The sequence below is a fragment of the Agromyces solani genome (assembly GCF_058349925.1).
Map to the genome: position 1 here is coordinate 1 of NZ_JBYRER010000003.1, position 25,843 is coordinate 25,843.

A 25,843-nucleotide genomic window follows, 5' to 3' on the forward strand; every position below is an offset into this window, starting at 1 on the left:
GTCGGCACCCTGCTGTGCCTCGTGATCGGGCTCCCGGCCGCGTACTGGATGGCCGTCAAGGCGTCTCCGGCGCGGCGGGGCCTGCTCATCGCCCTCGTGATGGTGCCGTTCTGGACCAACTTCCTCGTGCGGACGATCGGGTGGCAGGTCATCCTCGCCCCCGAGGGGTGGCTGTCGACGACCCTGCAGCAGCTCGGGCTCATCGGCGGACCGCTCGACATCCTGTACACGCGCGGCGCGGTGCTCCTCGGTGTCGTCTACAACTACCTGCCGCTCATGATCCTGCCGCTGTTCGTGGCGTTCGATCGCGTCGGCGGGCCGCTCCGCGAGGCCTCGAAGGACCTCGGGGCGGGCCAGTGGACGACGTTCTTCCGGGTGACGCTCCCGCTCTCGCGGCCGGGCGTCGTCGCGGGCGTGCTGCTCGTGTTCATCCCCCTCATGGGCGACTACATCACCGCCACCGTGCTCGGCGGCGCCAAGGGCAACATGGTCGGACAGCTCGTCGCGAGCCAGTTCCAGACCGCGCAGAACTGGGCGCTCGGCTCGGCGATGGCGGTGCTGCTCATCCTCGTGATCATGCTCACCGTCGCCGTCGGCGCGCTCGTCGTGTGGCTCGTCACGCTGCCGTTCCGCTCGCGGTACCGGCTCGTCATCGGCGACGCCGCGAACGCCGCCCCGGCGCGCCCCGTGACGACCGCCATCGCCGCCATCCGCTCCCGGCCCGCGCCGGCCGACGAGGAGGTCTCAGCATGACGGCCACGCAGACGCAGGCGAACGGGCGCCCCGAGGCGCAGTCGCAGGCCCGGCCCGAGGGCGCGGTGCAACAGCACAAGCATCGCCGCCCATGGTCCGACATCGTGCTCAACGTCTGGGGCGTCGCGGTCTTCGCGTTCCTGTTCGCGCCGATCCTCGTCATCATCCTCTCGTCGTTCAACGTCGGCCGGCTCCTCGTGTCGTGGCAGGCGTTCGGCTTCGACTCGTTCCTCGCGATCGCCTCGAAGCCCGCCATCCGCGACGCGGTCGTGATCTCGGTGCAGACCGGCTTCATCGCGGCGATCGTGGCGACGCTGCTCGGCACGCTCGCCGGAATCGCGATGGCGAGGCATCCCGGCAAGTGGGTCTGGTGGTTCCTCGGGCTGCTGCTGCTCGTGTCGGTGACCCCCGAGATCGTCGACGCCGTCGCTCTGCTGCCGTGGATGGTGTTCCTCGGCCAGGACCTCGGCCTCGCGATCTTCAACGACGGCATCGTCCGCCTCGTGATCGGCCACTCGCTGTTCTCGGTCGCGGTCGTCTCGTACCTCGTCCGCGCCCGCCTCGTCGGCCAGGACGCGCAGCTCGAGGAGGCCTCCGCCGACCTCTACGCGAAACCGTTCAACACGTTCCGCCGGGTGACTCTCCCCCTCGCGATGCCCGCCGTGCTCGCCGGCTTCCTGCTGTCGTTCACGCTGAGCCTCGACAACACCGTCATCGCCGCGTTCGTGCAGGTGTCGGGCACCACGCCGTGGCCCGTGTACGTGCTGAGCGCCCTGCGCAGCGGCCTGCGACCCGAGATCGCCGCCGTCTCGACGATCATGCTCGTGCTCACGCTCATCGCGCTCGGCCTCGTCGCCTACGTGCTGCGCCGGGCCGGCGACTCGGCCGCCGACATCGCCCGCACCATGAGCGGCGGCTGATCGGCCGCACCGCAGCGAACCGCATCGCCGAGGGAGCGCGACGAGACCATCGCGGCTCGTCGCGCTCCCTCGTCGTTCGACCCTCGTTCATCCAGACCCCACGCCCCGACCGCACCGACCGCCCTTCAGGAAGGACCCCGCCATGCCCCACGCCGATCTCGTCTTCACCGGCGGCCCCGTCTTCACCGCGAACACGATCCGCTCGCGCGCCACGGCCGTCGCCGTGCGCGGCGGTCGCATCGTCGCCGTCGGCGCCGACCACGATGTGCGCGACCTCATCGGCCCCGGCACGGAGGTCGTCGATCTCGGCGGGCGCCTGCTCGTGCCCGGCTTCCAGGACGCCCACGTGCACCCCGTGTGGGGCGGCCTCGACATGCTGCGCTGCGACCTGCGCGACGGCGAGAGCGAGGCCGACTACCTCAAGACGATCGCGGCGTATGCCGCGAAGCACCCGGATGCCCCGTGGGTGCTGGGCGGCGGCTGGTCGATGTCGGCCTTCCCGGGCGGGACGCCGACGGCCGCCGTGCTCGATCGGGTGCTGCCCGACCGGCCGGCGTTCCTGCCGAACCGCGACGGCCACGGTGCCTGGGTGAACTCGGCCGCCCTGCGCCTCGCGGGCATCGACCGCCGCACGCCCGACCCGGCCGACGGCCGCATCGAGCGCGACGCCGACGGCGAGGCGACCGGCACGCTGCACGAGGGCGCGATGGACCTCGTGCGCCGCCACCTGCCCGAGACCACGCCCGAGGAGCTCGTCGACGCCGTGCTCGAGGGGCAGCGCTACCTGCACTCGTTCGGCGTGACCGCCTGGCAGGACGCGATCGTCGGCGACTACGGCGTCGGCGACGACCCGGGCCTCGCCTACCTCGCGGCGGCGGCCGCCGGCACCCTCACGGGCCGCGTCGTCGGCGCCCTCTGGTGGGACCGCACGCGCGGCCTCGAGCAGATCGACTCCCTCGTCGAGCGCCGCGAGCGCTACCGGGGCGGCCGATTCGCGGCGACGAGCGTGAAGGTCATGCAGGACGGCGTCGCCGAGAACTTCACGGCGTCGATGCTCGAGCCCTACTGCGACGGCCACGGCCACGCGACCGACAACTCGGGCATCTCGTTCGTCCCGCCCGAGATCCTGAACGAGGCCGCGCCGCGCCTCGACGCGCTCGGCTTCCAGCTGCACTTCCACGCGATCGGCGACCGCGCGGTGCGCGAGTGCCTCGACGCCGTCGAGCGGGCGATCGCGCGCAACGGCCGCAACGACCACCGCCACCACATCGCGCACCTGCAGGTCGTGCACCCCGACGACGTGGCGCGCTTCCGCGAGCTCGGCGTGGCCGCGAACATGCAGTCGCTCTGGGCGGCGCTCGAGCCGCAGATGGTCGACCTCACCCTGCCGTTCCTCGGCTCGCCGCGCGATGCCTGGCAGTACCCGTTCGGCGACCTGCTGCGCGCGGGCGCCGTGCTCGCGGCGGGCAGCGACTGGTCGGTCTCGACGCCGAACCCGCTGGCGGCGATCCACGTCGCCGTGAACCGGGTGTCGGCTCCGGGCGAGGAGGAGGGCGAATACCCGCCCTTCCTGCCCGAGCAGGCGATCGACCTCGCGACCTCGCTCACGGCCTACACGGCCGGGTCGGCGTACGTGAACCACCTCGACGAGACCGGCACGATCGAGGCCGGCAAGCTCGCCGACCTCGCCGTGCTCGATCGCGACCCGTTCGCCGGGCCGGCCGACGAGATCGGCGCGACCCGCGTGCTGCAGACCTTCGTCGAGGGCGAGCGGGTGTACGCCTCGGGCGACGCCTGATCCGGATGCCTCGGCGCGAGCCCGGCTCGCGGCAACGCGCGCCGGACCCGGCTGCCCGAGGCATCCTGCAGATGCGAAAGCGGGGGCGCACCCGAAGGTGCGCCCCCGCTTCTCGTTCGCGGGTTACGCGCAGACCGTGCCGAGCTCGGTCATCGTCTTCGAGAGCGCCTCGATGTGCTCGCCCATGGCCGAGAGGTCGGCGTTGGCCGGGTCGGCGAGCATGCCGTCGACGTACTCGACGTAGTCGTTCATCGCCGTCGCGGCGCCGTCGGCGACCGACTTGACGTCGGCGTTCGAGATCTGGTCGGCGGCGTCGTTGACCTGCTGCTGGGCACCCTTGAACGCCTCGAGCGCGGCGGTCGGGTCGTTCATGTCGACGTCCGAGAGCGACTCGAGCTCGGTGAGGGCGCCCTGCACGATCTCGCAGGCCTCCTCCTTGGTCTGGTCCGCGGCGGGCGCCGCGTCGGAGTTGCCGGCCTCGGCGTCGTCGGCGGAGCCGGTGCCGGCGCCGGCGGCGCTGCAGCCCGTGAAGAGCAGTGCGAGCAGCGCGAACGAGGCAGCGGCGATCGGGCGTGATGCAGTCATCGTGATTTCCCCTGGATTTTCGGTACCGAGTCGTTCCCGGTCCCCCGGTACATCCAAGCAGGCCGGTCCGACACGACGAAATGGGGACCCCTGCCCATGCCCGCGTGCCGTCGCGTCGGCAACCCGAGACGGGTCATCGATCCGGGGTCAGGCGTAGCGGGCCGACAGCGCCGCGCCCACCTCGGCGAGCCGATCGCGCACGCTCGCGGGCTCGACGACCTCGCTCTCGGCGGCCCACGCGGCGATGCGCCGCACGAGCACCGACTCGCTCGGCGCCGTGAGCCGCAGACGCACGCGCCCGTCGCCGCCTGCGCCCTCGTCGACGGGCTCGCCGCCGACCCAGCCGCGGAACTCGTCGGCGACCGCGCGATCGACGAGCGCGACCGCCTCGACCCGGCTGCGGGCGCTGCGCGCCGCCTCGCGGAGCTCGACCCACGCCGCGTCGAGGTCGAAGCCCACCGGAGGCTCGAACCGCTCGGCGAGCGCCTCGACGTCGGTCATGCGGTCGACGCGGTAGCTGCGTCGCTCCAGTGCGGGTACGGATGCCGGCTCCTGCTCGCGAGCGGCGCCGGTCGAGGCATCCGTCGCCCGATCGCCGATCAGGTACCAGGTGCCCCGGGTGTCGATCAGCCCGAGCGGGTGCACGGTCCGGATCGCCGGCTCGCCGCCCCACCGCGTGTAGCCGAAGCGCACGGCGCGCCGCTCGAGCACCGCCCGTTGGAGGACGTCGACCTCCTGCGCGGGCCGGGTCGCGGGCGCGTCCCAGCCGCCTGAATCGACGACGATCGACTCGGCGGCGGCCTCGGCGTCGGCGCGGAACGTCGGCGGCAGCGCGCGCATCACCTTGCGCAGCGCCGAGCGGGCCGCCTCGTTCTCGCCGGCACGCGGGCCGAGCAGGAGGAACAGCGCCCGAGCCTCCGAGGCGGTGAACCCGCTGAGGTCGGTGCGTCCCTCGCCGAGCAGCTGCCAGCCCCCGCCACGTCCGGGCTGCGGATACACGGGGATGCCGGCGGCCGACAGCGCCTCGAGGTCGCGCCGGGCCGTCGCCACGGAGATCTCGAGCTCGTCGGCGAGCTGCCTCGCGGTGACCCGCCCCCTCGCCTGCATGACGAGAAGGGTGGCCACGAGTCGGTCGGCGCGCATACTCCGATTCTCCGACGAAAAGTAGTCAGAAGGTGAGCACTTCTGCGTTCGATCATGGATTCATCGGGCGACGAACGGTCGCCGAGAACGAGGAGAACCCCATGCTGCGAGGCATCGCCACCATCAACTGCTACGTCGACGACCCCGCCGCGGCGGCGGCCTGGTACACCGAGGTGCTCGGCATCGAGCCGTACTTCAGCCGCCCCGGGCCCGAGGGCCGGCCGGCGTACGTCGAGTTCCGCATCGGCGACCACCAGCAGGAGCTCGGGTTCATCGACCGCCGGTTCGCGCCCGCCGTGCTCGGCGACGGCACGGGCGGTGCGCTCGTGCACTGGCACGTCGACGACCTCGAGCAGGCGGTCGCGCGGCTCGTCGAACTCGGGGCGACGCCGCTCATGCCGATCACCGAGTACGGCCCGGGCTTCGTAACGGCGTCGGTCGTCGACCCGTTCGGCAACGTGCTCGGCGTGATGACGAACGTGCACTACCTCGAGATGCTCGGCCGCGACATCGAACGGGCAATGGTCGTCCAGGAATAGGGCCATTTCGGACGACGAGTGCCCGTTCGATCGCCGGGCCGCGCGGCGTCGGCGCACAGCCCGCGAGCGCCGCGACGGCGCGCCCGGGCTCGCCGACCCGGGCGCCCCGTCGGTCAGGCGGCGGATGCCTCGTCGCCGACGACCTCGTCGATCACGCTCGTGTGCTCGGGCGACCACCCGAGCGAACGCGCCCCGGCCCCGAACGCTCGCTGGTCGAGCAGCAGCGCGTCGGCGAACGCCGCGCCGAGCCGCTCGCGCGACCGTCCGGCGCCCTCGGCGACGACGCCGGTCGCGTCGCCGCGGGCGACGACGGCCTCGGCGAGCGCCCGCACGCTCGTCGGCGATCCGTCGGAGGCGATGACCCGGTCGAGGCCGTGCCCGTGCTCGACCGCGAGCCGGTAGAGGCGGGCGAGGTCGTCGACGTGCACCCACGTCCAGTGCTGTTCGCCGTCGCCGATGAGCTCGATCCGACCGGCGTCGTCGCGCGGCGCGTCGACGACGAGACCCGCGAGCCCGCGCCCGCGTCCGTAGACGACGCCCGGGACGACGACCGTCACGGCGCCGGATGCCTCGAGCAGGCGCTCCTCGATCGGCACCCGCCACGCGACGAGGGCGGGCGCGTTCGGCGCGGCGTCGTCCGCGAGGTCGTCGCCCGCGCCGTAGGCCCAGATGCCGCCGGTGTGGACGTAGCGCCGACCGGTCGGCAGGAACGCGTCGATCACCACGCCCGCGATCGCCTCGTCGAACGCGGCGGCACCGTCGGCCGGAGCCGCGGTGTGGATCGCCGCGTCGACGCCGTCGAGCTGCGCCGCGAGCCACGAGGCATCCGTCAGCTCGCCGATCGCGGCGGTCGCGCCTCGCGCGACGACCTCCTGGGCCGCCCGCTCGCCGCGCACCGCCGCGACGACCTCGTGCCCCGCGCCGACGAGCTCCTCGAGCACGGCCGATCCGATGTATCCGGTTGCCCCGGTCAGTAGAATCCTCATGCCCGAGACGCTACGGACGCGTCGCCGGTTACTTCAACGGAAGTTCCCTCCGGGGAACCGCAGGTCACGGGGGTCGCATGTCAGAACCGCAGGCGGTCGCCGCCGAGCCGTGGAGCGTGCTCGCTCCCGACTGCCCGAGCCGGGTGATCTTCGGGCGCATCGGCGAGCGCTGGACGATGTTCGTGATCCTCGCGCTCTCGCGCGCCGGCACGCTCCGGTTCACCGAGCTGCGCGCACGCGTCGGCGAAGTCACCCCCAAGGTGCTCACCGAGACCCTGCGGGCGCTCGAGGGCGACGGGCTCGTCGAGCGTCGCGCCTTCGCCGACTCGCCGCCGCGGGTCGAGTACTCGCTGACCCCGCTCCGCGAGTCGCTCCTCGAACCGATCGCGGCGATGCGCGACTGGGCCGAACGCCACGTGCCCGAGGTGCTCGCGTCGCGCGAGCGAGCGCTCGGCTGAGGCGCTACGGTGAGCGGGTGACCCGCGCACTCGTCATCATCGACATCCAGCAGGACTACTTCGCCGGCGGCCGCCACCCGCTCGTCGGCCCCGACGCCGCGGCGGCCGAGGCCGCGCGGCTGCTCGCCGCCTGGCGCGAACACGGCCTGCCCGTCGTGCACGTGCAGCACGTGTGGGACGCACCCGACGCCGCGTTCTTCCAGCCCGGCACCCCCGGGGTCGAGATCCACCCGCTCGTCGCCCCGCTCGCGGGCGAGCCGGTCGTCACGAAGGCGAACCCGAACTCGTTCCTCGAGACCGACCTCGCCGAGCGCCTCGACGGGATCGCCCGGGCGGCGGACCGCTCGGGCCCGCTCGACCTGGTCGTCGCAGGCATGATGTCGAGCATGTGCGTCGACGCGACCGTGCGCGCCGCTGCCGACCGCGGCCACGCCGTCACCGTCGCGCACGACGCGTGCGCGGCGCCCGACCTCGAGTTCGACGGGGCGGTGGTGCCCGCCGCCCAGGTGCACGCGGCCTTCATGGCGGCGCTCGGCGACGGCTACGCGTCGGTCGAGCGCGCCGACGAGATCATCGCCGGCCTCGGCGGATGACGCGATCGGCATCATCCGCCGAAGCGGGGATCACCTGACCCGAGCGCCGCGAGCTACGCGCCGGACGGCTCGATGTCTCCGGGCTTCCAGCTGCCGTCGAACCACGGCTCGAGCGGGCCGTAGAGCCGGAAGATCGCGAACCAGCCCTTGCCGGGCACGGTCTGGATCCAGTTGGACGCGAGCCGCTCGGGCGCCTCGGGCCCGAAGACGAGGTCGACCGAGCCGTCGTCGTTGAACTCGAGCGCGTCGCGCTTGTTGTTGCGGCTCGGCAGGGGCTGTCCAGTCTGCAGCTCGGAGCGCGTCTGCGGGTCGTATACGACGACCGACCAGAAGTCGGCGGCCGGCACGTCGGCGGGGACTCGGAGACGGTAGGTCCTGCCGCCGTCGAGCGGTGCGTCGTCGCGGTCGACCATCGCGGCGGCGTACTGCGATCCCTTGCCCGGCATCTTGAGCGCCATCGCCGGGGTGTTCACCGTCGCGAGGTAGAAGAACGTCGTGCGCGCGTCGAGGTAGCGACCGCCCGTGCCGCCGTCGCGGAGGAAGCGGTAGTCGCCGCCCGGGAACGGGTTGATCCAGCGCCGATCGTCGTAGATGCGGTAGGCCGCGTCGCGCGCCCGGAAGCCCAGTGCGCGCGCCGTGCCGTTGCCGACGGCCACGGCGTCCGTGAGGATGCGACGCATGCGGTCGTCGGGAGCGAACGGGGCGCCCTTCACGATGCCGATCGACGCGAGCAGGCCGCGGGTCTCGGGGTCGATGACGTCGATCGGCTCCTTCTGGATGACCCCGGCGACCTCCTCGTAGAACGTGAAGTCATTCGCGTGCACCGTGTTGATCTCGGTCGCGGAGAGCGTCGTCCATTCCATCGCGGGCGGGTTCGCGCGCGACGCGAACGGGTAGACCTTCACGCCCGACTCGAACAGGCCGACCGCGGCGTCGGTCTTGCCGTCGACGAGGAACCCGCGGATGATGACGAGGTTGACCGCGCTCGGCGACTCGGCGACGAACCAGCCCTCGGGCCGTTCGCCGTCGTAGCCCGGCGGGACGACCAGGTAGGTGCCGCCGGCGCCGCGGTCGGGCCCCGGAGCACCCAGGTCGACGACGAAGCGGAACCACGCGTCATCCACGGTGCCGGGGCCGCACCCCGGGGGCACCTCGATGACGGTCGCGCCGTCGCGCTCGAGGTCGAGCATCGCGATCGCGTAGACGGTGTCGGTGTTGCCCGTCAGGAAGAGCGGGTTCGAGTCCATGAGGCGGTCGGCGATCGCGCCCTTGTGGCAGGCGTCGACGCCGAGCGCCGCCATGCCCCGGCGGATGCCCTCGAGCGATGCCGCCGGGATGCAGTTGAGGAACGCCTCGACCCCGCGCATGAAGTCGAGGTGGTCGTACAGCTTCGCCGTCGTCTCGTGCGTCGGCACGCCGTCGTCGAACCTCAACTCGCCGAGGCTCGTCTGCACCACCTCGGGCGTCATGATCTGCGCCGGAATCGGCGTGTTGTACCCGGGCTCCACGTCCGCGGCCATCGTCGTCCTCCCCTCGGCGCGCAGGCCGATCCCGCACGCCAGACCCGACCAGCATCGCGCACCGACCGGCGACGGGCATCACGTGATCGGGGTGATCTCGCATCGCCCGGCGCCGGCGCGAACGATCGCGAAACTTCTCGCTTCTTCGCACGGTCAGCACGCCGCGTCGCCCAGTGGCAGGACTCCTGGACGGAATTCCATGCATTCTTCCGTTTGCGTGAACGGCGGGCGCGTGTGACCATCGATGGCATGATCACCGTCGATCGCGCGAACCTCGCCCCCATCGATCCCGCGGGCGCGCCCGCCGCGCCCGACGGGCACGGCGAGCTCGACGCGCTCACGCTCGGCCGCCGCATCCGCGAGCGCCGCGTGGCACGGGGCCTCACCCTCGGCGAGCTCGCCCGCGCGATCGACCGCGCGCCGAGCCAGGTGTCCGCCATCGAGAACGGCAAGCGCGAGCCGCGCCTCTCGATGCTGCGCACGATCGCACTCGCCCTCGGCACCAGCGTCGACGAACTGCTGCGCGCCGACGCGCCGAGCGAACGCGCCGCCCTCGAGATCGCCGTCGAGCGCGCGCAGCGCGGCCCCGTCTTCGCCGCGCTCGGGCTCGATCCGTTCCGCGTCGCGAAGACGATGAGCGACCAGACCCTGCAGACGATCCTCGCGCTGCACAACGAGATCGACCGACTGCACCGCGAGCGTGCGGCGACGCCCGAGGAGGCGCGCCGCGCCAACGCCGAGCTCCGCGCCGAGATGCGAGCCCGCGACAACTTCTATCCGGAGCTCGAGCAGAAGGCCGCCGAGCTGCTGGAGGCCGTCGGCCACACCGGCGGCCCGGTCTCGCACCAGCTCGTGGCCGACATGGCGACCCACCTCGGCTACTCGCTCCACTACGTGGGAGACCTGCCGCACTCGACCCGGTCGGTGACCGACAAGCGCAACGGCCGCATCTACCTGCCGACCCAGCAGTCGCCGTCGCGCGACTCCCGCTCGCCCATCCTGCAGGCGCTCGCCAGCCACCTGCTCGGCCACGAGGAGCCCGGGAGCTACGGCGACTTCCTGCGCCAGCGCATCGAGACGAACTACCTGACGGCCGCCATCCTGCTGCCCGAGCAGGCCGCCGTGCGCTTCCTCACCGAGGCGAAGAACCTGCGTCGCATCTCGATGGAGGAGCTGCGCGACCACTTCGCGGTCTCGTACGAGACCGCGTCGCACCGGTTCACGAACCTCGCGACGGCCCGGCTCGACATCCCGGTGCACTTCATGAAGGTCCACGAGTCGGGCACGATCATCAAGGCCTACGAGAACGACCGGGTGCGGTTCCCCTCCGACGCGCTCGGCGCGGTCGAGGGCACCACGGTGTGCCGCAACTGGACGGCGCGAACCGTCTTCGACGTCGAAGACCGGTTCAGCCCCTGGTACCAGTACACCGACACGCCGTCGGGCACGTTCTGGTGCACGTCCCGCATCGAGAAGGCGAAGGAGGGCGAGTACTCGGTGTCGGTCGGCGTGCCGTTCGAGCACGTCAAGTGGTTCCGCGGCCGCGAGACACCGCATCGTGCGGTTTCGCGCTGCCCCGACCCGTCCTGCTGCCAGGCGCCCGCCGGCCTCGCCGAGAAATGGGCGGATGCCTCGTGGCCGGCCGCTCGCACGCCGACCTCCCTGCTCGCCGCCCTGCCGACCGGAACGTTCCCCGGCGTCGACCAGACCGAGGTGTACGAGTTCCTCGAGCAGCACGCCCCGACCGGGGAATGACGAAGGGCCCCGGGCGGGCCGGCTCGACGCCGGCCCGCCCGGGGCCCGTTCACTCGGCTCAGCGCGCGGCGGCCTTCAGCTCGCGGCCGTGCACGGTCAGTGCGTAGATCACGAGGATGTCGAGCACGATGAGGATGATCGACAGCCAGGGCTGCGCGGGGATCAGGAAGAGCTGCCCGACCGCGTTCACGATCGCGAGGATGATCGCGATCACGCGCGCCCAGGTCGCACCGCCGAAGAGGGCGAGCGAGGTGATGATCAGGAACGCGCCGATGATCAGGTGCCACCAACCCCACCCGGCGACGTTCAGCATGAACAGGTTCTCGCTCGTGAGGAAGTAGGCGCTGTCGGGGCCGATGATGGCCATGAGGCCGTAGATCGCGTCGAAGATACCCGCGATCAGCAGCACGATCGCGGCGAAGTATCCCCAGCCGACCCAGCCGGTGGTTTCGGTGTCGCTCATTTGGTTCCTCCCTGTGGGGTACGGCGGCTCGCGGACGTGATCGCCGCGCATCGCGTCGGTTGTGGCCACGCTATCGAGCGCCGCGACGCACAGGCATCACTCAGGTTGCATGATTCCGGGCGCTCGGCGCGCGGGGAGTCTCAGAGTCGGCCGATGCCCGTGACGATGACGAAGACGCCGATCACGAGGAGGATCAGGCCGGTGACCGTGCGGCTGTGCCGAGCCATCCACTCGCGCATGGCGGTGAGCTTCGGCTCGGTGCGCGCCGGAGAGACCTTCGCGGCGATGATCGGGACGGCGACGCTCGAGGCGCCGATGACGACGAACACGACGAGCACTACGGCGGTGTCGACCGCCGTCAACTCGGCGCCCCGCACCGAGAGGGCCGCGGCGACGATGAGCAGCAGGCTCTTCGGCCGGAGGTTCAGCACCATCCCGAGGGCGAAGCCCTCCCACGGACCCAGCCGGTTCATCGACGCGAGCCACTTGGGCGGCTCGTCGGAGACGACACCCCGCTTGCGCAGTCGGCCGATCACGGCGATGAGGATGATGAGCACGCCGACGATGATCTCGGCGATGCCGACGGCCTCGTTCGGCTTGCGCGCGGATCCCTCGCGGGGCAGCGCCTCTGCGAGCAGGGTGCAGCCGATCACGAGGGTGGTCATACCGACGAGCCAGCCCGCGAGGAACGGACCCGACAGCCGGTCGGCGTTCGGCGACAGCAGGATCGTCAGGGTGACGAGGATCGGCACCGAACTGGCCGCGACGGCGATCGCGATCGGCACGACATGTGCGAATGCCTCAAGCGTTCCGCTCATGCCGCGCCGATCGCGGATTCAGTGCTCGCCTCGTCCAGACCGCTCAGGCCCTTCCTCGTTCGTCGTCGCCCGGCGGAGAGTCACGCCTTGGCCGGAAGCCTATACGCGATGTGCACCCGGCCGATCTCACCGTCGAACGCGAAGGGCATCCTGTCGGCGTAGGCGCGCGAGACGGCACCGCCGTACGCGCGGCCGATGTCGAGGCAGTCGTTCGCCGAGAACAGGAGCGGCGCGCTGATGGGCACCGTGCCCGAGCCGACCTCCGAGCCGTTGACGCGCAGCACGACGCTGAGCGGCCCGCCCGGGCGGGGCTCGACGTAGTTCGTCTCGATCTCGATCGTGACGTCGCCGGCCGGCAACGGCTCCGACGCCGCGATCTTCGTGCGCTGCACGAGGAACAGGTTGTACTCGTAGTTCAGGACGCCGTCCTCGACGAAGGCCGTCAGGCCGCCGCCGGCACCGCCGAGCTTGTAGAGCACGCCGTTCGCCGCCTCGCCGACCTTCGCCTCGATCGTGACCACGTTCGGCTTGTTGCCGAGCGCGGGCGCGACGAACTCGGGCATGCGGACGGTGTCGCCCGTCATCTCCCATTCGGAGTACGGCGACGAGATGCGCAGCTCGGGGTGGTAGACGGGCACCCAGAGGCCGCCGCCGATCGGCAGCACGTCGTTCTTCGCCGCCTCGATGGCGAACGACTCCTTGAGCGCGGCCAGCTTCTCGGGATGCTCCGCGGCGAGGTCGTGGGCCTGGCTCCAGTCCTCGTCGAGGTTGTAGAGCTCCCACCTGTCGTCGTCGGGCGTCCACGTGGCGATGCCGGGAGGCGCGCCCGGAACCCACGGCAGGCGCGGGCCGGTCGTGGACGCCATCCAGCCGTCCTCGTAGATCGCTCGACTCGCCATCACCTCGAAGTACTGCACGCGGTGCCGCCCCTCGGCCGACTTCTCGTCGATCGAGTACGCGAAGCTCGTGCCGTCGATGGGATCCTGGTGGATGCCGTTGACCGTCTCGGGGTGCGAGATGCCGAGGATCTCGTAGATCGTCGGCGCGACGTCGATGACGTGATGGAACTGCGTGCGCGGCTCGGGGTCGTGCGGGATGCGACCAGGCCACTGGATGAACATCGGGTTGCGCGTGCCGCCGAGGTGCGACGCCATGAGCTTCATGCCCTGGTACGGCGTCGAACCGGCCCAGGCCCACGCGGCATGGTACTGGTTGTCGGTCGCCGGCGTGCCGAGCGCGTCGAGCCCGCCGAGCTCCTCGAGGGCCGCGATGTGCTGGTCGATCGTGGTCGGGATCATGTTCTGCGCGAGCAGCTCGCTGATCGTGCCGTTCTGGCCCTCGCCCGACGATCCGTTGTCGCCCCAGATGTAGATGACGATCGTGTTGTCGAGGTAGCCGAGGCGCTCGACCTCGTCGATGAGACGGCCGGCCTGCACGTCGGCGTGCTCGCCGAAGCCGGCGCACACCTCCATGAGGCGCCTCTGGAACGGCTTCTGGTGGTCGGGGATGTCGTCCCAGCCCTGCAGCGACTCGGGCCGCGGCGTGAGCTCGGCGTCCTCGGGCACCCAACCGGCCGCCTTCGCGCCGGCGAGCGCCTCCTCGCGGTAGACGTCCCAGCCGTCGTCGAAGACTCCGGCGTACTTGTCGGCCCACTCCTTCATGATGTGGTGCGGTCCGTGGATGGCCCCGGTCGCCCAGTACATGAAGAACGGCTGGTCGGGGGCGAGCGCCTTGTGGTCGCGCAGCCAGGCGATCGCGTCGTCGGCGATGTCCTCCGAGAGGTGGTAGCCCTCCTCCGGCGACTTCGGCGGCAGCACGCTCGTCGTGTTGCGCACGAGGTTCGGCTCGTACTGCGAGGCCTCGCCGGCGAGGAAGCCGTAGAAGTACTCGAAGCCGTTGCCCGTCGGCCAGTTGTCGTAGGGCCCCGCCTTCGTCGTCTCCTCGGCGGGCGTGTTGTGCCACTTGCCCCACGCCGCGGTCGAGTAGCCGTAGTTGCGCAGCACCTCCGCCATCGTCGCGCTCGACTTCGGGATGTGCCCCGAGTAGCCGTCCCAGTCGTTCGCGAGCTCGGCGATCTGGCCGGCTCCCACGCGGTGGTGGTTGCGCCCGGTCAGGAGCGACGCGCGCGTCGGCGAGCACATGGAGGTCGTGTGGAACCGGTTGTAGCCGAGGCCGTTCTGCCGGATGCGCTCGAGCGTCGGCGTGTTCACCTTGCCGCCCAGCGGCGCCGGCAGGGCGGGGCCGGCGTCGTCGATGAGCACGACGAGCACGTTCGGCGCACCCTCGGCGAGGTGGCGCTCGGGCGGCAGCGGCGAGTAGGTCGACTCGGCGAGCGTGCGGCCGGCGAAGCTCCCGGAGGGCTTCGGCGGGAACGGAAGCGTTCGAGCCGGGGGCAGTGGGTCCCCGATGACGGAGCGGCGGTCGTGATCGGCCATGTTCATGTCTCCTCGTGGTTCCGGGCGTCTCAGCCGAGCAGCTTCGCCTTGGCCGCCTCGAACTCGGCATCGCTCAGGATGCCCTGCGCCTTCAGGTCGGCGAGCTTCTGGAGCTCGCCGACGACGTCTGCGCCACCGGCCGGCGCCGCCGGAGCCGGGGCGGGCGGCGGCGCGTACTGCGGCTCCGCGTACTGCGCCTGTGCGGCGGCCTGCTGCTGCATCTCGTACTGCTGCGCTTCGTAGCGCTCTTCTTCCTTGCGCTGCTGGTGGCGCATGACGCCGCCGCTCACCGCCGTCGCCGTACCGGCCACGACGGCCGTGCGGGCCGCCATGCCGATCAACCCGGGCCGAGCCATCCTTCTCAACAGTGGCATCGTCTCTCCCCCTTAACCCGCGACGCGCGCTTCTGCGACGACCGCGTTGACCACCGGTGCGGGGATCCGCACCGAATCGACGACCGCACCGCCGGCCGCCAGCAGGCGGCTCGCGAGGTGCCTCGCCCACACGAGTTCGACGACGAGCAGCAGGGCGGATGCCCCGACCGGGAGTCGCCCGCCGAGCTCGTGCACGTCCTCTTCACCGACGAGTCCCTCACCGGCGAGCTCGATCTCGCCGAGCGTGATGCCCGACTCGTCGATCTCGAGGAACTCGACCCCCTCCTCGGTGCGCGACACGTGCACCAGGTCGAGCAGGCGGACTGTGCCGGCCTCGACGAGGTCGAGCACCGCCTCGATCACACCCGCGTCGGGCGTGTCGCCCTCGTACGCGGCGAGCACCAGCTCGACCGGACCGAATTCGAGATCTTCCATGGATCGCGCCCCCTCGGCGGTTCAATGCGGAGCTCGGCGCTCCGGCGGACGGGTGCGCGGAACACACCCGCTCCCATCGTGCTGGCGCGTCGGACCGGCTGCATCACGCAGATCATGTGATGAGGTGCCGCAGACGCGATCGTCTGTTCTGCGTGATGTGGAATCGCGTGATCCGCGATGGGATCGAGAGCATCGATTGGAGCACCCGCCATGGACCACATCGAAGCGCTGCGCCGCCTCGCGATCGCCGATGACCGCCTGTCGAGCGATGCCTTCGTCGAGCCCGACTCGTGCTCGCTGACGGCGAAGTCGCTCGCGCTGTCCCGGCTCGGTGCGCTCGTCGGCGTCGGCGGAACCGACGCGTCGTTCGCCGCCATGGCCGACGCCGCAGTCAGGGCGGGAGCGACGGCACCCGAGATGGTGCACGTGGTGGTCGGCGTGATCCCCATCGTCGGCGTGCCGCGCGCGGTCGCCGCTGCGCAGCACCTCGCGGTGGCCCTCGGACTCGATCTCGAGACCTTCGTCACCGGCGACGTGTGACGGTCAGCCGAGCAGGCCGAGATCGGCCGCGCGCTCGACGGCGGCGCCGCGCGTCGTGACCTGCAGCTTCCGGTAGATCGACCCGACCTGCGAGCTCACGGTGTTGCGCGAGACGAACAGTCGCTCGCCGATCTCGCCGATGGTGAGGTGCGTCTGCAGGTACGGCAGCAATCGCAGCTCCGCCGGGGTGAGGGGCGACGTGCCGAGCACCTCGCGCGAATGCTCGAGCGACGTGCGGAACTCGTCGACGTCGTCGACGAGTGTGCCGAGGCCGGGGCGGGCCCGCAACAGGTCGTCGATCTCCTGGAGCAGGTGGGCGGCCGTCGCCGCCCGGCCGAGCGCGGCGAACGCCTTGGCGAGTTCGAGGCGTACCTTGACGGCGAACACCGGCATGACGTGCGTGCAGAGGCCCCGATCGCGCATGGCGCTCGCGAGCAGCCGCTCGGCCGTGGTGAGGTCGCGCCGCCGGATGGCGATGCGAGCGCCGATGGCGAGAGCGAGCATCGTCGTGGCGTAGCCGTGCATGTTGCTCGACTCGATCACCGTCAGGGCCCGATCGGCGTGGGCCGCGGCATCCTCGATCGAACCGCGCTCGAAGGCGATGACGGCGAGTTCGGCCTCGCTCAGCAGGATCGTGTCGGAGTTGCCGAACAATTCGGCCTGCGCGGTCGCCTGGCCGTACGCGAGCACCGCCCCGTCGACGTCGCCGCCGAGCTGCTTCGTCCAGGCGACGAGGTGCAGCGCCTGGTCGCGCCACAGGCTCGACGGCGACTCCTCGCCGAGCGCGTAGGCGGCATCGGCGGTCGCCGCAGCGAGGCCCTCGCGCCACATGATCACCCGCACCATCGCCCGGGCCGACTCGTACTGCGGGAGGCCGAACTCGGGTGGCGCGTCGTACTCGATGCGGTCGAACATGCGAGCCCAGCGATCGGCCTCGGCGGGCTGGCCCGCCAGGATGGCGCGAAGACCCGCGTGCACGACGAGGGGCGGGAACGAGGCGATGGCCTCATCGCCGAGCTCCTCCATCCAGCGCGTGAGCGCGGCGAGTTCACCGGCCTGGTATGCCGTCAGCCCGCGTTCGGCCACGAGGCGGACGGACTGCTCGTGGTCGCCCGCGGCGAGGAGGTGCTCGATCGCGAGGTGCACGTGGTCGTGCGATTCGCACCAGGCCGCTGCGAGCCGGTGCAGGTCACGCGCTGCGCCGGGCTCGGCCCGATCGAGTTCCGCGAGCAGGAACTCGCGGAACAGCTGGTGGTAGCGGTACTCGCCGCGGCGGCGGTCGATCGGCACGAGGAACAGGCCGCGCCGTTCGAGATCGCGCAGCCGCGCGCGCGAGTCGTTCCGGTCGAGCACCTCGTCGCAGCAGCCCGCGGAGAGGTGTTCGAGCAGCGCGGTCCGCCGCAGGAAGGACTGGTCGTCGGGCGAGAGCGCGACGTAGCAGGCGCGGTAGAGGTAGTCGGCGACGAACCGGTCGTCGCCGCCGACGTCCACGGGGTCGCCTCCGTCGCGCGCCACGAGCGCGGCGAGCGTGATGCCCGTCGGCCAGCCCTCCGTGTGCGCCACGATCTGCTCGAGCACCTCGTCGGCGGCTTCGGCGTCGAGCACGTCGAACACCCGGCGGGCGTCGTCGACGCCGAGCCGCAGGTGCTCGGCGCCGATCTCGACGACATCGCCGCCGAGCCGGAGGCGCGACAGGAACGGCGGGACGTGCCGGCTCGCCATCACGACCTGCGAGCCCTCGGGGATGCGGGCGAGCGCGACCTCGAGCACGTCCTGGCAGTCGGGGGAATCGGCTTCGTGCACGTCGTCGAGCGCGAGGACGAACGGGACGTCGACGAGCTCGATCGCCGAGGCCAGCAACGGCGCGGCGCGCCCGAGCACCGCCGGCCCGGTCATCGGCAGGGCGGCGACGCCCGCGATGCGCTCGTCACCCGGCAGGGCCTGGTCGAACGCCTGCGCGATCACGCTGACGAGCGCGGCCGGATCGTCGTCGAAGCGGTCGAGCGAGACCCACACGAGCACGCGCTCGTCGAGGTCGGCCCACTCGCGCAGCATGGTCGACTTGCCGTAACCGGCCGGCGCCACGAGGCTCACCAGCGGCGCGCGCGACGTGCGGGCCCGCTCGATCAGGCGTCGGCGACTCACCATCGCGCCGCGGGTACGGGGCGGCGAGAACTTCCGTTCTCGCCGTTCGGCAACGGGCAGGCTCTCGAGCGCCGAGACGGTGCTGGCACCCGACCCCGACGAAATGTCCCCCCGCACGGCCGTCATACCGTCCATATGGTGGAGTCTATTCACGAGAACGGGGTACCCCGGCATGACATCTCGCGCCATTCCGGGCCTTGCCCCGCGAACGGGGGGTACGGATCGGGGTGCTGCGGCACGGCGGACGCCCCGCCGGTCGGACAAGTCGTTCGGCCGCGCGGCCAGATCACGACAACCACCGGTGGCGACCTCGACCCGCCGCCGTCAGGATGGATGACAACCAATCGCATCGGAGTGATTTCCCGTGGGCACCACCGTCTTCGAACGACGCATCCCCAACCCATCCGTCATCGAGCACTCGCTCGCCCGCACCGACCACTCGGTGTTCTGGCGCGACGACCTGCCCGACGCCCTCAAGCCGAGCCGGCCGAAGCTCTCGGGCACGAAGGTCGCCGAGCTCGTCGTCGTCGGCGGCGGCTACACCGGCCTCTGGACGGCGCTCCTCGCGAAGGAGCGCAACCCCGACGCCCGCGTCGTGCTCGTCGAGGCCAAGCGCATCGGCTGGGCGGCCTCGGGCCGCAACGGCGGCTTCTGCGAGGCGAGCCTCACGCACGGCGACGAGAACGGCCAGGCCCGCTGGCCGAAGGAGATGGAGCTGCTCCACCGCCTCGGCATGGAGAACCTCGACGCCATCGAGGCGAGCGAGGCGAAGTTCGGCATGGACTTCCAGTTCGAGCGCACGGGCCAGCTCGCCCCCGCGATCGAGGAGCACCAGGTCGAGTGGCTGCGCGACTGGGCCGACGAGGCCGCGAAGCACGGCGAGGGCGACGACGTCGTGTTCCTCGACGAGGCCGCGGTCCAGGCATCCGTCAAGTCGCCGACCTATCTCGCGGGCGTGTGGGAGAAGCGCACGAACGCCATGGTGCACCCCGCCCGCCTCGCCGCCGAGCTCGCGCGCGTGGCCGAGGAGCGGGGCGTCGAGATCTTCGAGCACTCGCCCGTGCGGCGGCTCGAGACCCCCGGGTCGACGGGCGCGGTGAGCGTCGTCACCGCGGGCGGCCGCGTCGACGCGAAGCACGCGGTGCTGGCGACGAACGTGTTCCCGTCGCTGCTCAAGCGCAACCGGCTGATGACCGTGCCGGTCTACGACTACGTGCTCATGACCGAGCCGCTGTCGGCCGAGCAGCTCGACTCGATCGGCTGGAACGACCGCCAGGGCATCGGCGACATGGCGAACCAGTTCCACTACTACCGCCTGTCGAAGGACAACCGCATCCTGTTCGGCGGGTACGACGCGATCTACCACTACGGCCGCAAGGTGCGCGACGAGTACGAGAATCGCCCCGAGACGTGGCGCAGGCTCGCGAGCCACTTCTTCACGACCTTCCCGCAGCTGGAGGGCCTGCGGTTCAGCCACCAGTGGGCGGGCGCGATCGACACGTCGACGCAGTTCACCGCGTTCTTCGGCACCGCCCGCGACGGCCGCGTCGCGTACGCGCAGGGCTTCACCGGCCTCGGCGTCGGTTCGACCCGCTTCGCAGGCGAGGTCATGCTCGACCTCCTCGAGGGCCGCGAGAACGAGCGCACCACCCTCGAGATGGTGCGCAAGCGGCCCCTGCCGTTCCCGCCCGAGCCGGTCGCGGCCATGGGCATCAACGCGACGCGCTGGTCGCTCGACCGCGCCGACCACAACCGGGGCAAGCGCAACGTGCTGCTGAAGACGCTCGACGCGCTCGGCCTGGGGTTCGACTCGTGACCGGCTCCGAGGGCATGGGCGCCGACCTGCGGCTCGTCGCGGGTGCGCTGACGGATGCCTCGGGCCTGGCGCTCGAGCACGAGCCGGTGCCGGCCGACCAGGTCGTCGCAGGCAGCCCGACGACGGCGTACGTCGCGCTCGACTCGTCCGACGCGGGCGAGATCGGCGTGTGGGAGATGTCGGTCGGCGCGATGCGCGACGTCGAGGTCGACGAGGTGTTCGTCGTGCTCGCGGGCGCGGCGACGGTCGAGTTCGAGCACGTGCCGTCGACCGGACGGCCGGGCGACCCGATCGTGCTCGCCCCGGGCGCGGTCGTCCGCCTCGAGGCGGGCATGAAGACGATCTGGACGGTTCGCGAACCGCTCCGCAAGGTATTCATCGAGCGCTGAGGCTCGGAGAGAGATTTCAGGAGGAAACGAACATGGCGAAGTATCGGGTGCAGAACCCCGCGACGGGCGAGATCGTCGAGACCTTCGAGTCGGCGACCGACGCCGAGATCGAGCAGACCCTGGCGGCGGCCGACGGCGCGTACCGCGAGTGGCGCGAGCGCAGCGTGCAGGAGCGCGCCGCGGCCGTCAAGCGCGTGGCCGAGCTCTTCGACGAGCGACGTGACGAGCTCGCACGGCTCATCGCCGTCGAGATGGGCAAGTCGATCGCCGAGTCGCTCGACGAGGTCGAGTTCGCCCGTTCGATCATCGAGTACTACGCGGTGTACGGGCCGAGCCTCATCACCGACCACGAGATCCCCTCGACGATCCCGGGCAAGGCGGTCATCGAGCAGCTGCCGGTCGGCGCCCTGCTCGGCGTCATGCCGTGGAACTTCCCGTACTACCAGGTCGCCCGCTTCGCGGCGCCGAACCTCGTGCTCGGCAACACGATCATCCTCAAGCACGCCGACATCTGCGCGCGTTCGGCCCTCACGATCCAGGAGATCATGGAGGAGGCCGGGGTGCCGGTCGGCGGCTACCAGAACGTGTTCGCGTCGCACGACCAGATCGCGACGATGATCGCCGACCCGCGCGTGCAGGGCGTCTCGCTCACCGGCTCCGAGCGGGCGGGTGCGATCATCGGCGAGCAGGCCGGCCGTCACCTCAAGAAGGCCGTGCTCGAGCTCGGCGGCATCGACCCGATGGTCGTGCTCGACTCCGACGACGTCGCGGCCGTGGCGAAGGCGGCGTGGGACTTCCGCGTCTACAACGGCGGCCAGGTCTGCAACTCGAACAAGCGCATGATCGTCATGGACGACATCTACGACGAGTTCGTCGCCGAGCTGACGAAGCTCGCCACCGGCCTCGAGCCGGGCGACCAGCTCGACCTCGGCGAGGGCCAGTACGCCCCGCTGTCGACGCGCACCGCCGCCGAGACGGTGCACGCCCAGGTGCAGAAGGCCGTCGCCGAGGGCGCGACCCTCGTCGCGGGCGGCGTCCTCGCCGACGGCCCGGGCGCGTACTACTCCCCCGCCGTGCTCACCGACGTGCCCCGCGACTCCGAGTCGTACCGCGAGGAGATCTTCGGCCCGGTCGCGACGGTCTACCGGGTGCACAGCGACGAGGAGGCCCTCGAACTCGCGAACGACTGCGCGCTCGGGCTCGGCGGGTCGGTGTTCTCCACCGACGAAGCGCGCGCCGCACGCATCGCCTCGCGCCTCGAGGTCGGCATGACGCACGTCAACACGATCGCGGCCGAGGCCGCCGAGCTCCCGTTCGGCGGCGTGAAGCGCTCGGGCTTCGGTCGCGAGATGGGCCCCGTCGGCATCGGCGAGTTCTCGAACAAGCGCCTCTCGTTCGTCGCGAAGTAGTCGCACGACCCGAGAACGGGCCCGCCGGCATCACGCCGGCGGGCCGTTCTCGTTCCGGCGCGGTCGACCTGGAGCCTCCTCGCCGCTCCGGCCGTTACGCGCAGAACTCCGAGGGCGTGTACTTCGAGTCGGATGCGGCGATACCCACGACGGCGCCCTCGACGACGGTGAAGTCGATCCATCCCGATTCGTCGTCGCCGACGGCGTACCCCGTGGAGCTCGGTCGCTCGATGACCAGTTCGAGCTCGGGGTAGGCGGCCTCGAGATCGGCCGGGGTCGAGCCGAGGCGGATGCCGGCCTCGGTGGCTCCGCCGTCGCGGGGGCCGCCGGGGTCGCGGGCGGAGCCGAACACCCACACTCGGTCGACCGTGGCGCCGTCGTCGGACAGGATCAGCAGGACGCGCGCCGTGTCCTCGCGCTCGAGGTACACGAGCTCGGGACACAGGTTCGACGGCTCGACGTCGAAGGTCGTGAGTTCCTCGAGAACCTCGGGGTACGGTGCGCCCCGTTCGATCGGCCCGATCCCCGACGCAGTGATCACCCACGTCGAGACGTCCGCCGGGTCGGCGGCGACCGGCGTCGGACTGGGCGACGGCGCCGCGCTCGGGGTCGCGGCGGGCGTGACCTGCGCAGTCGGCCCCGCCGTCGGCTCCTCGGCCGAGGAGGACGGCGTTGCACACCCGCCGAACGCGAAGACCGCGCACGCGGCGAGGACGAGGGCGGTGATGGGCGCGGTGCGGGTCATGCGGCTCCTCCGGGTCGAGCGGACGAGGCCGCGTCATGTCAACGTAGCCGCCGCACCACGACCCGCGCGGACGTGCCGCGTATCGCTTCGGTAACGCCCGCCCCGGGCACCGCCCCGCCGGTCAGGCCACGGCCGAATGCGCCGTGCCGGGCGCCGGGCCGGCCGGATCGATGCGGAACGTGGCGCAGAACCTTGCGAGCAGCTCTGCGTCGCCGCCGAACGACTCGGTCACCTCGCCCGCGAGCAGCGCGCGCAGCCGCCCCGGCGCGAGCTCGAGCTCGAGCACGGCCTGCGGCACGGGCTCGTGCACCGACCGTCGGGGCTGGGGCAGCGCGCCCGGCCCGACGGGCGCGACGTCGAGCGTCGGTCCGACGACGATCGCGGAGACCGAGACGGCCGCCTCGGGATCGGCCGCACCGTCGCCGGCCACGTGAAGCACGTATTCCGTCGGCGGCATCGACGCCGCGGCATCCGCCCTGAAGGCCGAGCGCAGTGCGAAGGCGACGGAGTCGGCGCTCACCGTCTCGCCGTCGACCGGGTCACCGAGGACGGCCCACCCCCAGCGCTCGAGGGCGGCCACCACCGGGGCGAGCTCGCGGCCGAGCTCGGTGAGCTCGTACCCGCCGCGCACCATCGGCACACGGCGGATGACGCCGGCCTCGCCGAGCTCGCGCAGCCGATCGCTCAGGATGTTCGTCGGAATGCGGGGCAACGACGCCTTGAGATCGCTGTAACGCCGGGCGCCCCCGAGCAGGTCGCGCACGATGAGCAATGCCCACCGTTCGCCGACCCGCTCGAGGGCCCGGGCCACGCCGCTGTACTGGCCGAAGCCGCGAGCGGCGCGCGTCGCCATGCGGGATGCCTCAGGCCGAGGCCGCGCCGCCGGCCGCCTGCTGGGCCATGTACGCGTCGGGGCCCTGCTCGACGGCCGCCTGCTCCATGAACAGGAAGCCGAGGATGTTGCCGTCGGGGTCTTCGAGGTCGCGCGAGTACATGAAGCCGTAGTCCTGCGCCTCGCGCGGCTCGCTGCCGCCCGCGGCGAGGCCCTTGGCGAGCACCGCGTCGACCTCGTCGCGCGAGTCGCGGGTGAACGAGATGCTCGTCTGCGCCTGGGTCTTGGTGTCGATGATCTGCTTGTCGGTGAAGGTGCCGAGGTACTCGCGCGTGAGCACCATGAAGTAGATGTTCTCGTCGAGCACGACGCACGCGGCGTTCTCGTCGGTGAAGAGCGGGTTGATGCTGAAGCCGAGGGCCTCGTAGAACGCCTTCGCGCGCTCGAGGTCGGTCGTCGGCAGGTTCACGAAGATGCTGGTCGCGGTCATGATCTCCCCCATCGGGATCGTGGTTGTTTTCGTGGTTGCGAGCACCAGCTTGCTCTTAACAAGTTCACTTGTCAATAGCAAGTAACGACCGATTCGGGATGCCTCAGCGCGAGCCGCTCGGCGAGCGAGCCGCAACGATCGAACGGGCAATGGTCGTCCGATATCGCGCGACAGCGGACGACCATTGCCCACTCGATTCGAGGATCAGCGCGCGCCGCTCCGACGAACGAGCAGTGCGAGGTGGAGTGCGGTGAGGGTCTCGCCGTCATCGAGGTCGACGTCGAGCAGGTCGGCGATGAGCGCGAGCCGCTGGTAGAAGACCGATCGCGACAGGTGCGACGCCGCCGCGGCCGCCGTGCGGTTGCCGGGGTGGGCGAGCGTCGCGCCGAGCACGTCGAGCAGGTCGCCGCCGCGCGCGAGGTCGTACTCGATGAGCGGCGCCAGCATCTGCTCGCTGTGCCGCTGCAGGCGATGGTCGTCGCGCAGCGAGGTCACGAGCCGCACGAGCGGGCGGTTCTCGGCGCGGCGCAGTACGGGCCCGCGCGCCGGGCGGGCACCCGGCGCGCGCGCCAGGTCGAGCGCCTCCTGCACCGAGCCGAGCAGGCCGTCGAGCCCGGTCGCGCGCGATCCGATCGCGACCACCATCCGCTCCACGGAAGCCTCGGAGCCGGCGACCGCGCGGGCGAACGCCCGGGCGCGGTCATCGTCGAGGACGGCGTCGGCGCGCAGCGAGAGCAGGACGACCGCGGTGGCCGCCGCCCCCGGCGCCGTGCCGGCGAGCGCCCGCCCGCCGAGTTCGCGGGCTGCGGCGTCGACCGCGCGGAGCTCGATCGGAGCCCCGATCACGACGAGGCCGTACAGGGTCGCCTGGTCGACCGGGAACCCGGCCGCCGAGAGCCGGCCGGCCGCCGCGGGCAGGCCCGCGAACCGACCGTCGAGCAGGGCCTCGATGAGCCGCTGACGACCCGCGCGCACCCACTCGTCGACGTCGGTGCCGTCGGCGAGCCGGCCGAGGGCGAGCGCGATCGCCCCCTGCTCGAGGACGCCGGTGCGCCCGGCGGGGTGACTCGGCCCGGGCAGGGCGATGAGACGTCCCCACCGGATGCCGCGGGCTTCGACCGGAACGATGAGCAGGGCGTCGTCGTCGTGCGCGTGGCGCGAACGGGTCTCCCAGTTCGCGAGGAGCTCGGCCTCGTCGCCGGCGGGCACCTCGGCGGCCACGACCTCGTGCGCGAGGTTCTCGAGCACGACCGGTGCGCCGAGCGTCTGCGCGAGCTGCTGGACGATGTAATCGGCCGGCGAGCCGCGCAGGCTGAGCGCCGTGAAACGCTCGCGGACCTCGTCGCGGGCGCGCAGGGCGGCGGTCTGCTCGGAGATGATGCGGCTGTGCACCGCCTCGGTCAGGGCGACGAACTTGACCTCGCGGTGCAGCGCGACGAGGGCGAGGCCGTGCTCCTGCGCCGTCTCGACGACCACGGCCGGCACGTACCGGTAGTGCGCGCCGAGTTCGAGCACGAGCCCCGAGAGCCCCGCGTCGACGAGTCCGCGCACGAAGGCCGCGAGTTCGTCGGGCTCGGTGGGCCACCCCGATCCGGTCGACAGGAGCAGTTCGCCGCCGTCGAGCAGGCGTGCCACACCGGCGCTGTCGGACACGTGCGCCCAGCGCACCGGAGCGTCGAGCCCGTCGCCGCCCACGAGCAGCTCGGGCACCCCGTCGGTGAACGCCTGGAGCGCGAGGATCTCGCGCACGGTCGGCATCGCCGCTCCGTCGCCGACCGCCGGCATCACCGGGTTCCAGCCACTCGGACGATCCGTTCGGATCGACACATCTTCGCGACGAACTGCCATCGCCTCGCTCACTTCGCCTCTGCAACACTTGGAATCTGAAGCTTAGCCGAGCAT

Annotated in this window: 25 protein-coding genes; 11 read left to right on the forward strand and 14 right to left on the reverse strand. The window is 71.7% G+C overall.

Annotated elements, in window-relative coordinates; translation table 11 throughout:
* The 3 genes from AC3RJ7_RS12485 to AC3RJ7_RS12495 form a co-directional block, all read left to right on the forward strand.
* On the forward strand, nucleotides 1-753 hold a 753-nt coding region (locus AC3RJ7_RS12485), incomplete at its 5' end, for an ABC transporter permease (protein WP_491456179.1).
* Nucleotides 750-1,673 (forward strand): ABC transporter permease, encoded by a 924-nt coding sequence (locus tag AC3RJ7_RS12490; RefSeq protein ID WP_491456180.1) that lies wholly within the window; start codon nucleotides 750-752, stop codon nucleotides 1,671-1,673. The genes AC3RJ7_RS12485 and AC3RJ7_RS12490, both read left to right, overlap by 4 nt.
* A gap of 142 nt (nucleotides 1,674-1,815) precedes the next feature.
* Nucleotides 1,816-3,471 carry an amidohydrolase gene (locus AC3RJ7_RS12495; protein ID WP_491456181.1) on the forward strand — a complete coding sequence of 552 codons (1,656 nt, stop codon included), beginning with the start codon at nucleotides 1,816-1,818 and terminating at the stop codon, nucleotides 3,469-3,471.
* A gap of 123 nt (nucleotides 3,472-3,594) precedes the next feature.
* Here AC3RJ7_RS12495 and AC3RJ7_RS12500 read toward each other — a convergent pair whose 3' ends face one another.
* On the reverse strand, nucleotides 3,595-4,056 hold the full coding sequence (locus AC3RJ7_RS12500; RefSeq protein WP_491456182.1) for a hypothetical protein: 462 nt from the start codon (nucleotides 4,054-4,056) through the stop codon (nucleotides 3,595-3,597).
* 147 nt (nucleotides 4,057-4,203) lie between these two features.
* Nucleotides 4,204-5,199, reverse strand: coding sequence for a helix-turn-helix transcriptional regulator (locus AC3RJ7_RS12505; protein WP_491456183.1), 996 nt, complete (start codon nucleotides 5,197-5,199; stop codon nucleotides 4,204-4,206).
* A gap of 32 nt (nucleotides 5,200-5,231) precedes the next feature.
* On the opposite strand from AC3RJ7_RS12505, the gene AC3RJ7_RS12510 reads away from it, so the two are divergent.
* On the forward strand, nucleotides 5,232-5,738 hold the full coding sequence (locus AC3RJ7_RS12510) for a VOC family protein (protein WP_491456184.1): 507 nt from the start codon (nucleotides 5,232-5,234) through the stop codon (nucleotides 5,736-5,738).
* Between the two features lie 113 nt (nucleotides 5,739-5,851).
* On the opposite strand, the gene AC3RJ7_RS12515 is transcribed toward AC3RJ7_RS12510, so the two are convergent.
* Nucleotides 5,852-6,724 (reverse strand): NAD-dependent epimerase/dehydratase family protein, encoded by an 873-nt coding sequence (locus tag AC3RJ7_RS12515; protein WP_491456185.1) that lies wholly within the window; start codon nucleotides 6,722-6,724, stop codon nucleotides 5,852-5,854.
* Between the two features lie 77 nt (nucleotides 6,725-6,801).
* On the opposite strand from AC3RJ7_RS12515, the gene AC3RJ7_RS12520 reads away from it, so the two are divergent.
* Nucleotides 6,802-7,182, forward strand: a complete 381-nt coding sequence (locus AC3RJ7_RS12520) for a winged helix-turn-helix transcriptional regulator (protein ID WP_491456186.1) — start codon at nucleotides 6,802-6,804, stop codon at nucleotides 7,180-7,182.
* A 17-nt stretch (nucleotides 7,183-7,199) separates the two neighbouring features.
* Nucleotides 7,200-7,775, forward strand: a complete 576-nt coding sequence (locus AC3RJ7_RS12525; RefSeq protein ID WP_491456187.1) for a cysteine hydrolase family protein — start codon at nucleotides 7,200-7,202, stop codon at nucleotides 7,773-7,775.
* Nucleotides 7,776-7,828: 53 nt separating this feature from the next.
* Here AC3RJ7_RS12525 and AC3RJ7_RS12530 read toward each other — a convergent pair whose 3' ends face one another.
* Nucleotides 7,829-9,295 (reverse strand): DUF1254 domain-containing protein, encoded by a 1,467-nt coding sequence (locus AC3RJ7_RS12530; RefSeq protein WP_491456188.1) that lies wholly within the window; start codon nucleotides 9,293-9,295, stop codon nucleotides 7,829-7,831.
* A 249-nt stretch (nucleotides 9,296-9,544) separates the two neighbouring features.
* On the opposite strand from AC3RJ7_RS12530, the gene AC3RJ7_RS12535 reads away from it, so the two are divergent.
* On the forward strand, nucleotides 9,545-11,050 hold the full coding sequence (locus AC3RJ7_RS12535; RefSeq protein WP_491456189.1) for a helix-turn-helix domain-containing protein: 1,506 nt from the start codon (nucleotides 9,545-9,547) through the stop codon (nucleotides 11,048-11,050).
* Nucleotides 11,051-11,108: 58 nt separating this feature from the next.
* Here AC3RJ7_RS12535 and AC3RJ7_RS12540 read toward each other — a convergent pair whose 3' ends face one another.
* The 5 genes from AC3RJ7_RS12540 to AC3RJ7_RS12560 all read right to left on the reverse strand — a co-directional run bounded on the left by AC3RJ7_RS12540 (nucleotide 11,109) and on the right by AC3RJ7_RS12560 (nucleotide 15,575).
* Nucleotides 11,109-11,513 carry a DUF7144 family membrane protein gene (locus AC3RJ7_RS12540; RefSeq protein WP_491456190.1) on the reverse strand — a complete coding sequence of 135 codons (405 nt, stop codon included), beginning with the start codon at nucleotides 11,511-11,513 and terminating at the stop codon, nucleotides 11,109-11,111.
* 140 nt (nucleotides 11,514-11,653) lie between these two features.
* A complete protein-coding gene (locus AC3RJ7_RS12545; RefSeq protein ID WP_491456191.1) occupies nucleotides 11,654-12,331 on the reverse strand; it encodes a GAP family protein in 678 nt (225 codons plus the stop codon).
* 80 nt (nucleotides 12,332-12,411) lie between these two features.
* Entirely contained in the window at nucleotides 12,412-14,766 is a 2,355-nt protein-coding gene (locus tag AC3RJ7_RS12550; protein ID WP_491456192.1) for an arylsulfatase, read from the reverse strand.
* 29 nt (nucleotides 14,767-14,795) lie between these two features.
* Nucleotides 14,796-15,098 carry an SHOCT domain-containing protein gene (locus AC3RJ7_RS12555; RefSeq protein WP_491456193.1) on the reverse strand — a complete coding sequence of 101 codons (303 nt, stop codon included), beginning with the start codon at nucleotides 15,096-15,098 and terminating at the stop codon, nucleotides 14,796-14,798.
* A gap of 54 nt (nucleotides 15,099-15,152) precedes the next feature.
* Nucleotides 15,153-15,575 carry a DUF6325 family protein gene (locus AC3RJ7_RS12560; protein WP_491456194.1) on the reverse strand — a complete coding sequence of 141 codons (423 nt, stop codon included), beginning with the start codon at nucleotides 15,573-15,575 and terminating at the stop codon, nucleotides 15,153-15,155.
* Between the two features lie 210 nt (nucleotides 15,576-15,785).
* On the opposite strand from AC3RJ7_RS12560, the gene AC3RJ7_RS12565 reads away from it, so the two are divergent.
* A complete protein-coding gene (locus tag AC3RJ7_RS12565) occupies nucleotides 15,786-16,115 on the forward strand; it encodes a carboxymuconolactone decarboxylase family protein (RefSeq protein WP_491456195.1) in 330 nt (109 codons plus the stop codon).
* Nucleotides 16,116-16,118: 3 nt separating this feature from the next.
* Here the strand turns inward: AC3RJ7_RS12565 and AC3RJ7_RS12570 are convergent, their stop codons facing one another.
* On the reverse strand, nucleotides 16,119-18,263 hold the full coding sequence (locus AC3RJ7_RS12570; protein ID WP_491456196.1) for a winged helix-turn-helix domain-containing protein: 2,145 nt from the start codon (nucleotides 18,261-18,263) through the stop codon (nucleotides 16,119-16,121).
* A 361-nt stretch (nucleotides 18,264-18,624) separates the two neighbouring features.
* Between AC3RJ7_RS12570 and AC3RJ7_RS12575 the strand changes: the two genes are divergently transcribed.
* From AC3RJ7_RS12575 to AC3RJ7_RS12585, 3 genes are read left to right on the forward strand one after another with little or no spacing between them, the layout of a single operon-like run.
* The gene (locus AC3RJ7_RS12575; protein ID WP_491456197.1) at nucleotides 18,625-20,076 is read left to right on the forward strand and encodes an NAD(P)/FAD-dependent oxidoreductase; all 1,452 of its coding nucleotides are present in this window, start codon (nucleotides 18,625-18,627) and stop codon (nucleotides 20,074-20,076) included.
* Nucleotides 20,073-20,465, forward strand: a complete 393-nt coding sequence (locus tag AC3RJ7_RS12580) for a cupin domain-containing protein (protein ID WP_491456198.1) — start codon at nucleotides 20,073-20,075, stop codon at nucleotides 20,463-20,465. Before AC3RJ7_RS12575 ends, AC3RJ7_RS12580 begins: the two co-directional genes overlap by 4 nt.
* A gap of 32 nt (nucleotides 20,466-20,497) precedes the next feature.
* On the forward strand, nucleotides 20,498-21,874 hold the full coding sequence (locus AC3RJ7_RS12585; protein ID WP_491456199.1) for an NAD-dependent succinate-semialdehyde dehydrogenase: 1,377 nt from the start codon (nucleotides 20,498-20,500) through the stop codon (nucleotides 21,872-21,874).
* A 94-nt stretch (nucleotides 21,875-21,968) separates the two neighbouring features.
* On the opposite strand, the gene AC3RJ7_RS12590 is transcribed toward AC3RJ7_RS12585, so the two are convergent.
* The 4 genes from AC3RJ7_RS12590 to AC3RJ7_RS12605 form a co-directional block, all read right to left on the reverse strand.
* The gene (locus AC3RJ7_RS12590; RefSeq protein WP_491456200.1) at nucleotides 21,969-22,619 is read right to left on the reverse strand and encodes a hypothetical protein; all 651 of its coding nucleotides are present in this window, start codon (nucleotides 22,617-22,619) and stop codon (nucleotides 21,969-21,971) included.
* A gap of 121 nt (nucleotides 22,620-22,740) precedes the next feature.
* Complete coding sequence (locus AC3RJ7_RS12595) at nucleotides 22,741-23,472, reverse strand: winged helix-turn-helix transcriptional regulator (RefSeq protein ID WP_491456201.1); 732 nt, start codon at nucleotides 23,470-23,472, stop codon at nucleotides 22,741-22,743.
* A gap of 10 nt (nucleotides 23,473-23,482) precedes the next feature.
* A complete protein-coding gene (locus AC3RJ7_RS12600; protein ID WP_491456202.1) occupies nucleotides 23,483-23,941 on the reverse strand; it encodes a VOC family protein in 459 nt (152 codons plus the stop codon).
* Between the two features lie 204 nt (nucleotides 23,942-24,145).
* Nucleotides 24,146-25,699, reverse strand: a complete 1,554-nt coding sequence (locus AC3RJ7_RS12605; protein ID WP_491456203.1) for a PucR family transcriptional regulator — start codon at nucleotides 25,697-25,699, stop codon at nucleotides 24,146-24,148.
* Between the last annotated feature and the right edge of the window lie 144 nt (nucleotides 25,700-25,843).

What these genes read in the sequence shown, in the direction of transcription:
- AC3RJ7_RS12540 (WP_491456190.1), bottom strand. Translation starts at nt 11,513, where the DNA reads ATGAGCGACACCGAAACCACCGGCTGGGTCGGCTGGGGATACTTCGCC.
- AC3RJ7_RS12590 (WP_491456200.1), bottom strand. Translation starts at nt 22,619, where the DNA reads ATGACCCGCACCGCGCCCATCACCGCCCTCGTCCTCGCCGCGTGCGCG.
- AC3RJ7_RS12560 (WP_491456194.1), bottom strand. Translation starts at nt 15,575, where the DNA reads ATGGAAGATCTCGAATTCGGTCCGGTCGAGCTGGTGCTCGCCGCGTAC.
- AC3RJ7_RS12565 (WP_491456195.1), top strand. Translation starts at nt 15,786, where the DNA reads ATGGACCACATCGAAGCGCTGCGCCGCCTCGCGATCGCCGATGACCGC.
- AC3RJ7_RS12605 (WP_491456203.1), bottom strand. Translation starts at nt 25,699, where the DNA reads ATGCCGACCGTGCGCGAGATCCTCGCGCTCCAGGCGTTCACCGACGGG.
- AC3RJ7_RS12515 (WP_491456185.1), bottom strand. Translation starts at nt 6,724, where the DNA reads ATGAGGATTCTACTGACCGGGGCAACCGGATACATCGGATCGGCCGTG.
- AC3RJ7_RS12550 (WP_491456192.1), bottom strand. Translation starts at nt 14,766, where the DNA reads ATGGCCGATCACGACCGCCGCTCCGTCATCGGGGACCCACTGCCCCCG.
- AC3RJ7_RS12555 (WP_491456193.1), bottom strand. Translation starts at nt 15,098, where the DNA reads ATGGCGGCCCGCACGGCCGTCGTGGCCGGTACGGCGACGGCGGTGAGC.
- AC3RJ7_RS12490 (WP_491456180.1), top strand. Translation starts at nt 750, where the DNA reads ATGACGGCCACGCAGACGCAGGCGAACGGGCGCCCCGAGGCGCAGTCG.
- AC3RJ7_RS12505 (WP_491456183.1), bottom strand. Translation starts at nt 5,199, where the DNA reads ATGCGCGCCGACCGACTCGTGGCCACCCTTCTCGTCATGCAGGCGAGG.
- AC3RJ7_RS12520 (WP_491456186.1), top strand. Translation starts at nt 6,802, where the DNA reads ATGTCAGAACCGCAGGCGGTCGCCGCCGAGCCGTGGAGCGTGCTCGCT.
- AC3RJ7_RS12495 (WP_491456181.1), top strand. Translation starts at nt 1,816, where the DNA reads ATGCCCCACGCCGATCTCGTCTTCACCGGCGGCCCCGTCTTCACCGCG.
- AC3RJ7_RS12500 (WP_491456182.1), bottom strand. Translation starts at nt 4,056, where the DNA reads ATGACTGCATCACGCCCGATCGCCGCTGCCTCGTTCGCGCTGCTCGCA.
- AC3RJ7_RS12595 (WP_491456201.1), bottom strand. Translation starts at nt 23,472, where the DNA reads ATGGCGACGCGCGCCGCTCGCGGCTTCGGCCAGTACAGCGGCGTGGCC.
- AC3RJ7_RS12535 (WP_491456189.1), top strand. Translation starts at nt 9,545, where the DNA reads ATGATCACCGTCGATCGCGCGAACCTCGCCCCCATCGATCCCGCGGGC.
- AC3RJ7_RS12545 (WP_491456191.1), bottom strand. Translation starts at nt 12,331, where the DNA reads ATGAGCGGAACGCTTGAGGCATTCGCACATGTCGTGCCGATCGCGATC.
- AC3RJ7_RS12600 (WP_491456202.1), bottom strand. Translation starts at nt 23,941, where the DNA reads ATGACCGCGACCAGCATCTTCGTGAACCTGCCGACGACCGACCTCGAG.
- AC3RJ7_RS12585 (WP_491456199.1), top strand. Translation starts at nt 20,498, where the DNA reads ATGGCGAAGTATCGGGTGCAGAACCCCGCGACGGGCGAGATCGTCGAG.
- AC3RJ7_RS12570 (WP_491456196.1), bottom strand. Translation starts at nt 18,263, where the DNA reads ATGGTGAGTCGCCGACGCCTGATCGAGCGGGCCCGCACGTCGCGCGCG.
- AC3RJ7_RS12530 (WP_491456188.1), bottom strand. Translation starts at nt 9,295, where the DNA reads ATGGCCGCGGACGTGGAGCCCGGGTACAACACGCCGATTCCGGCGCAG.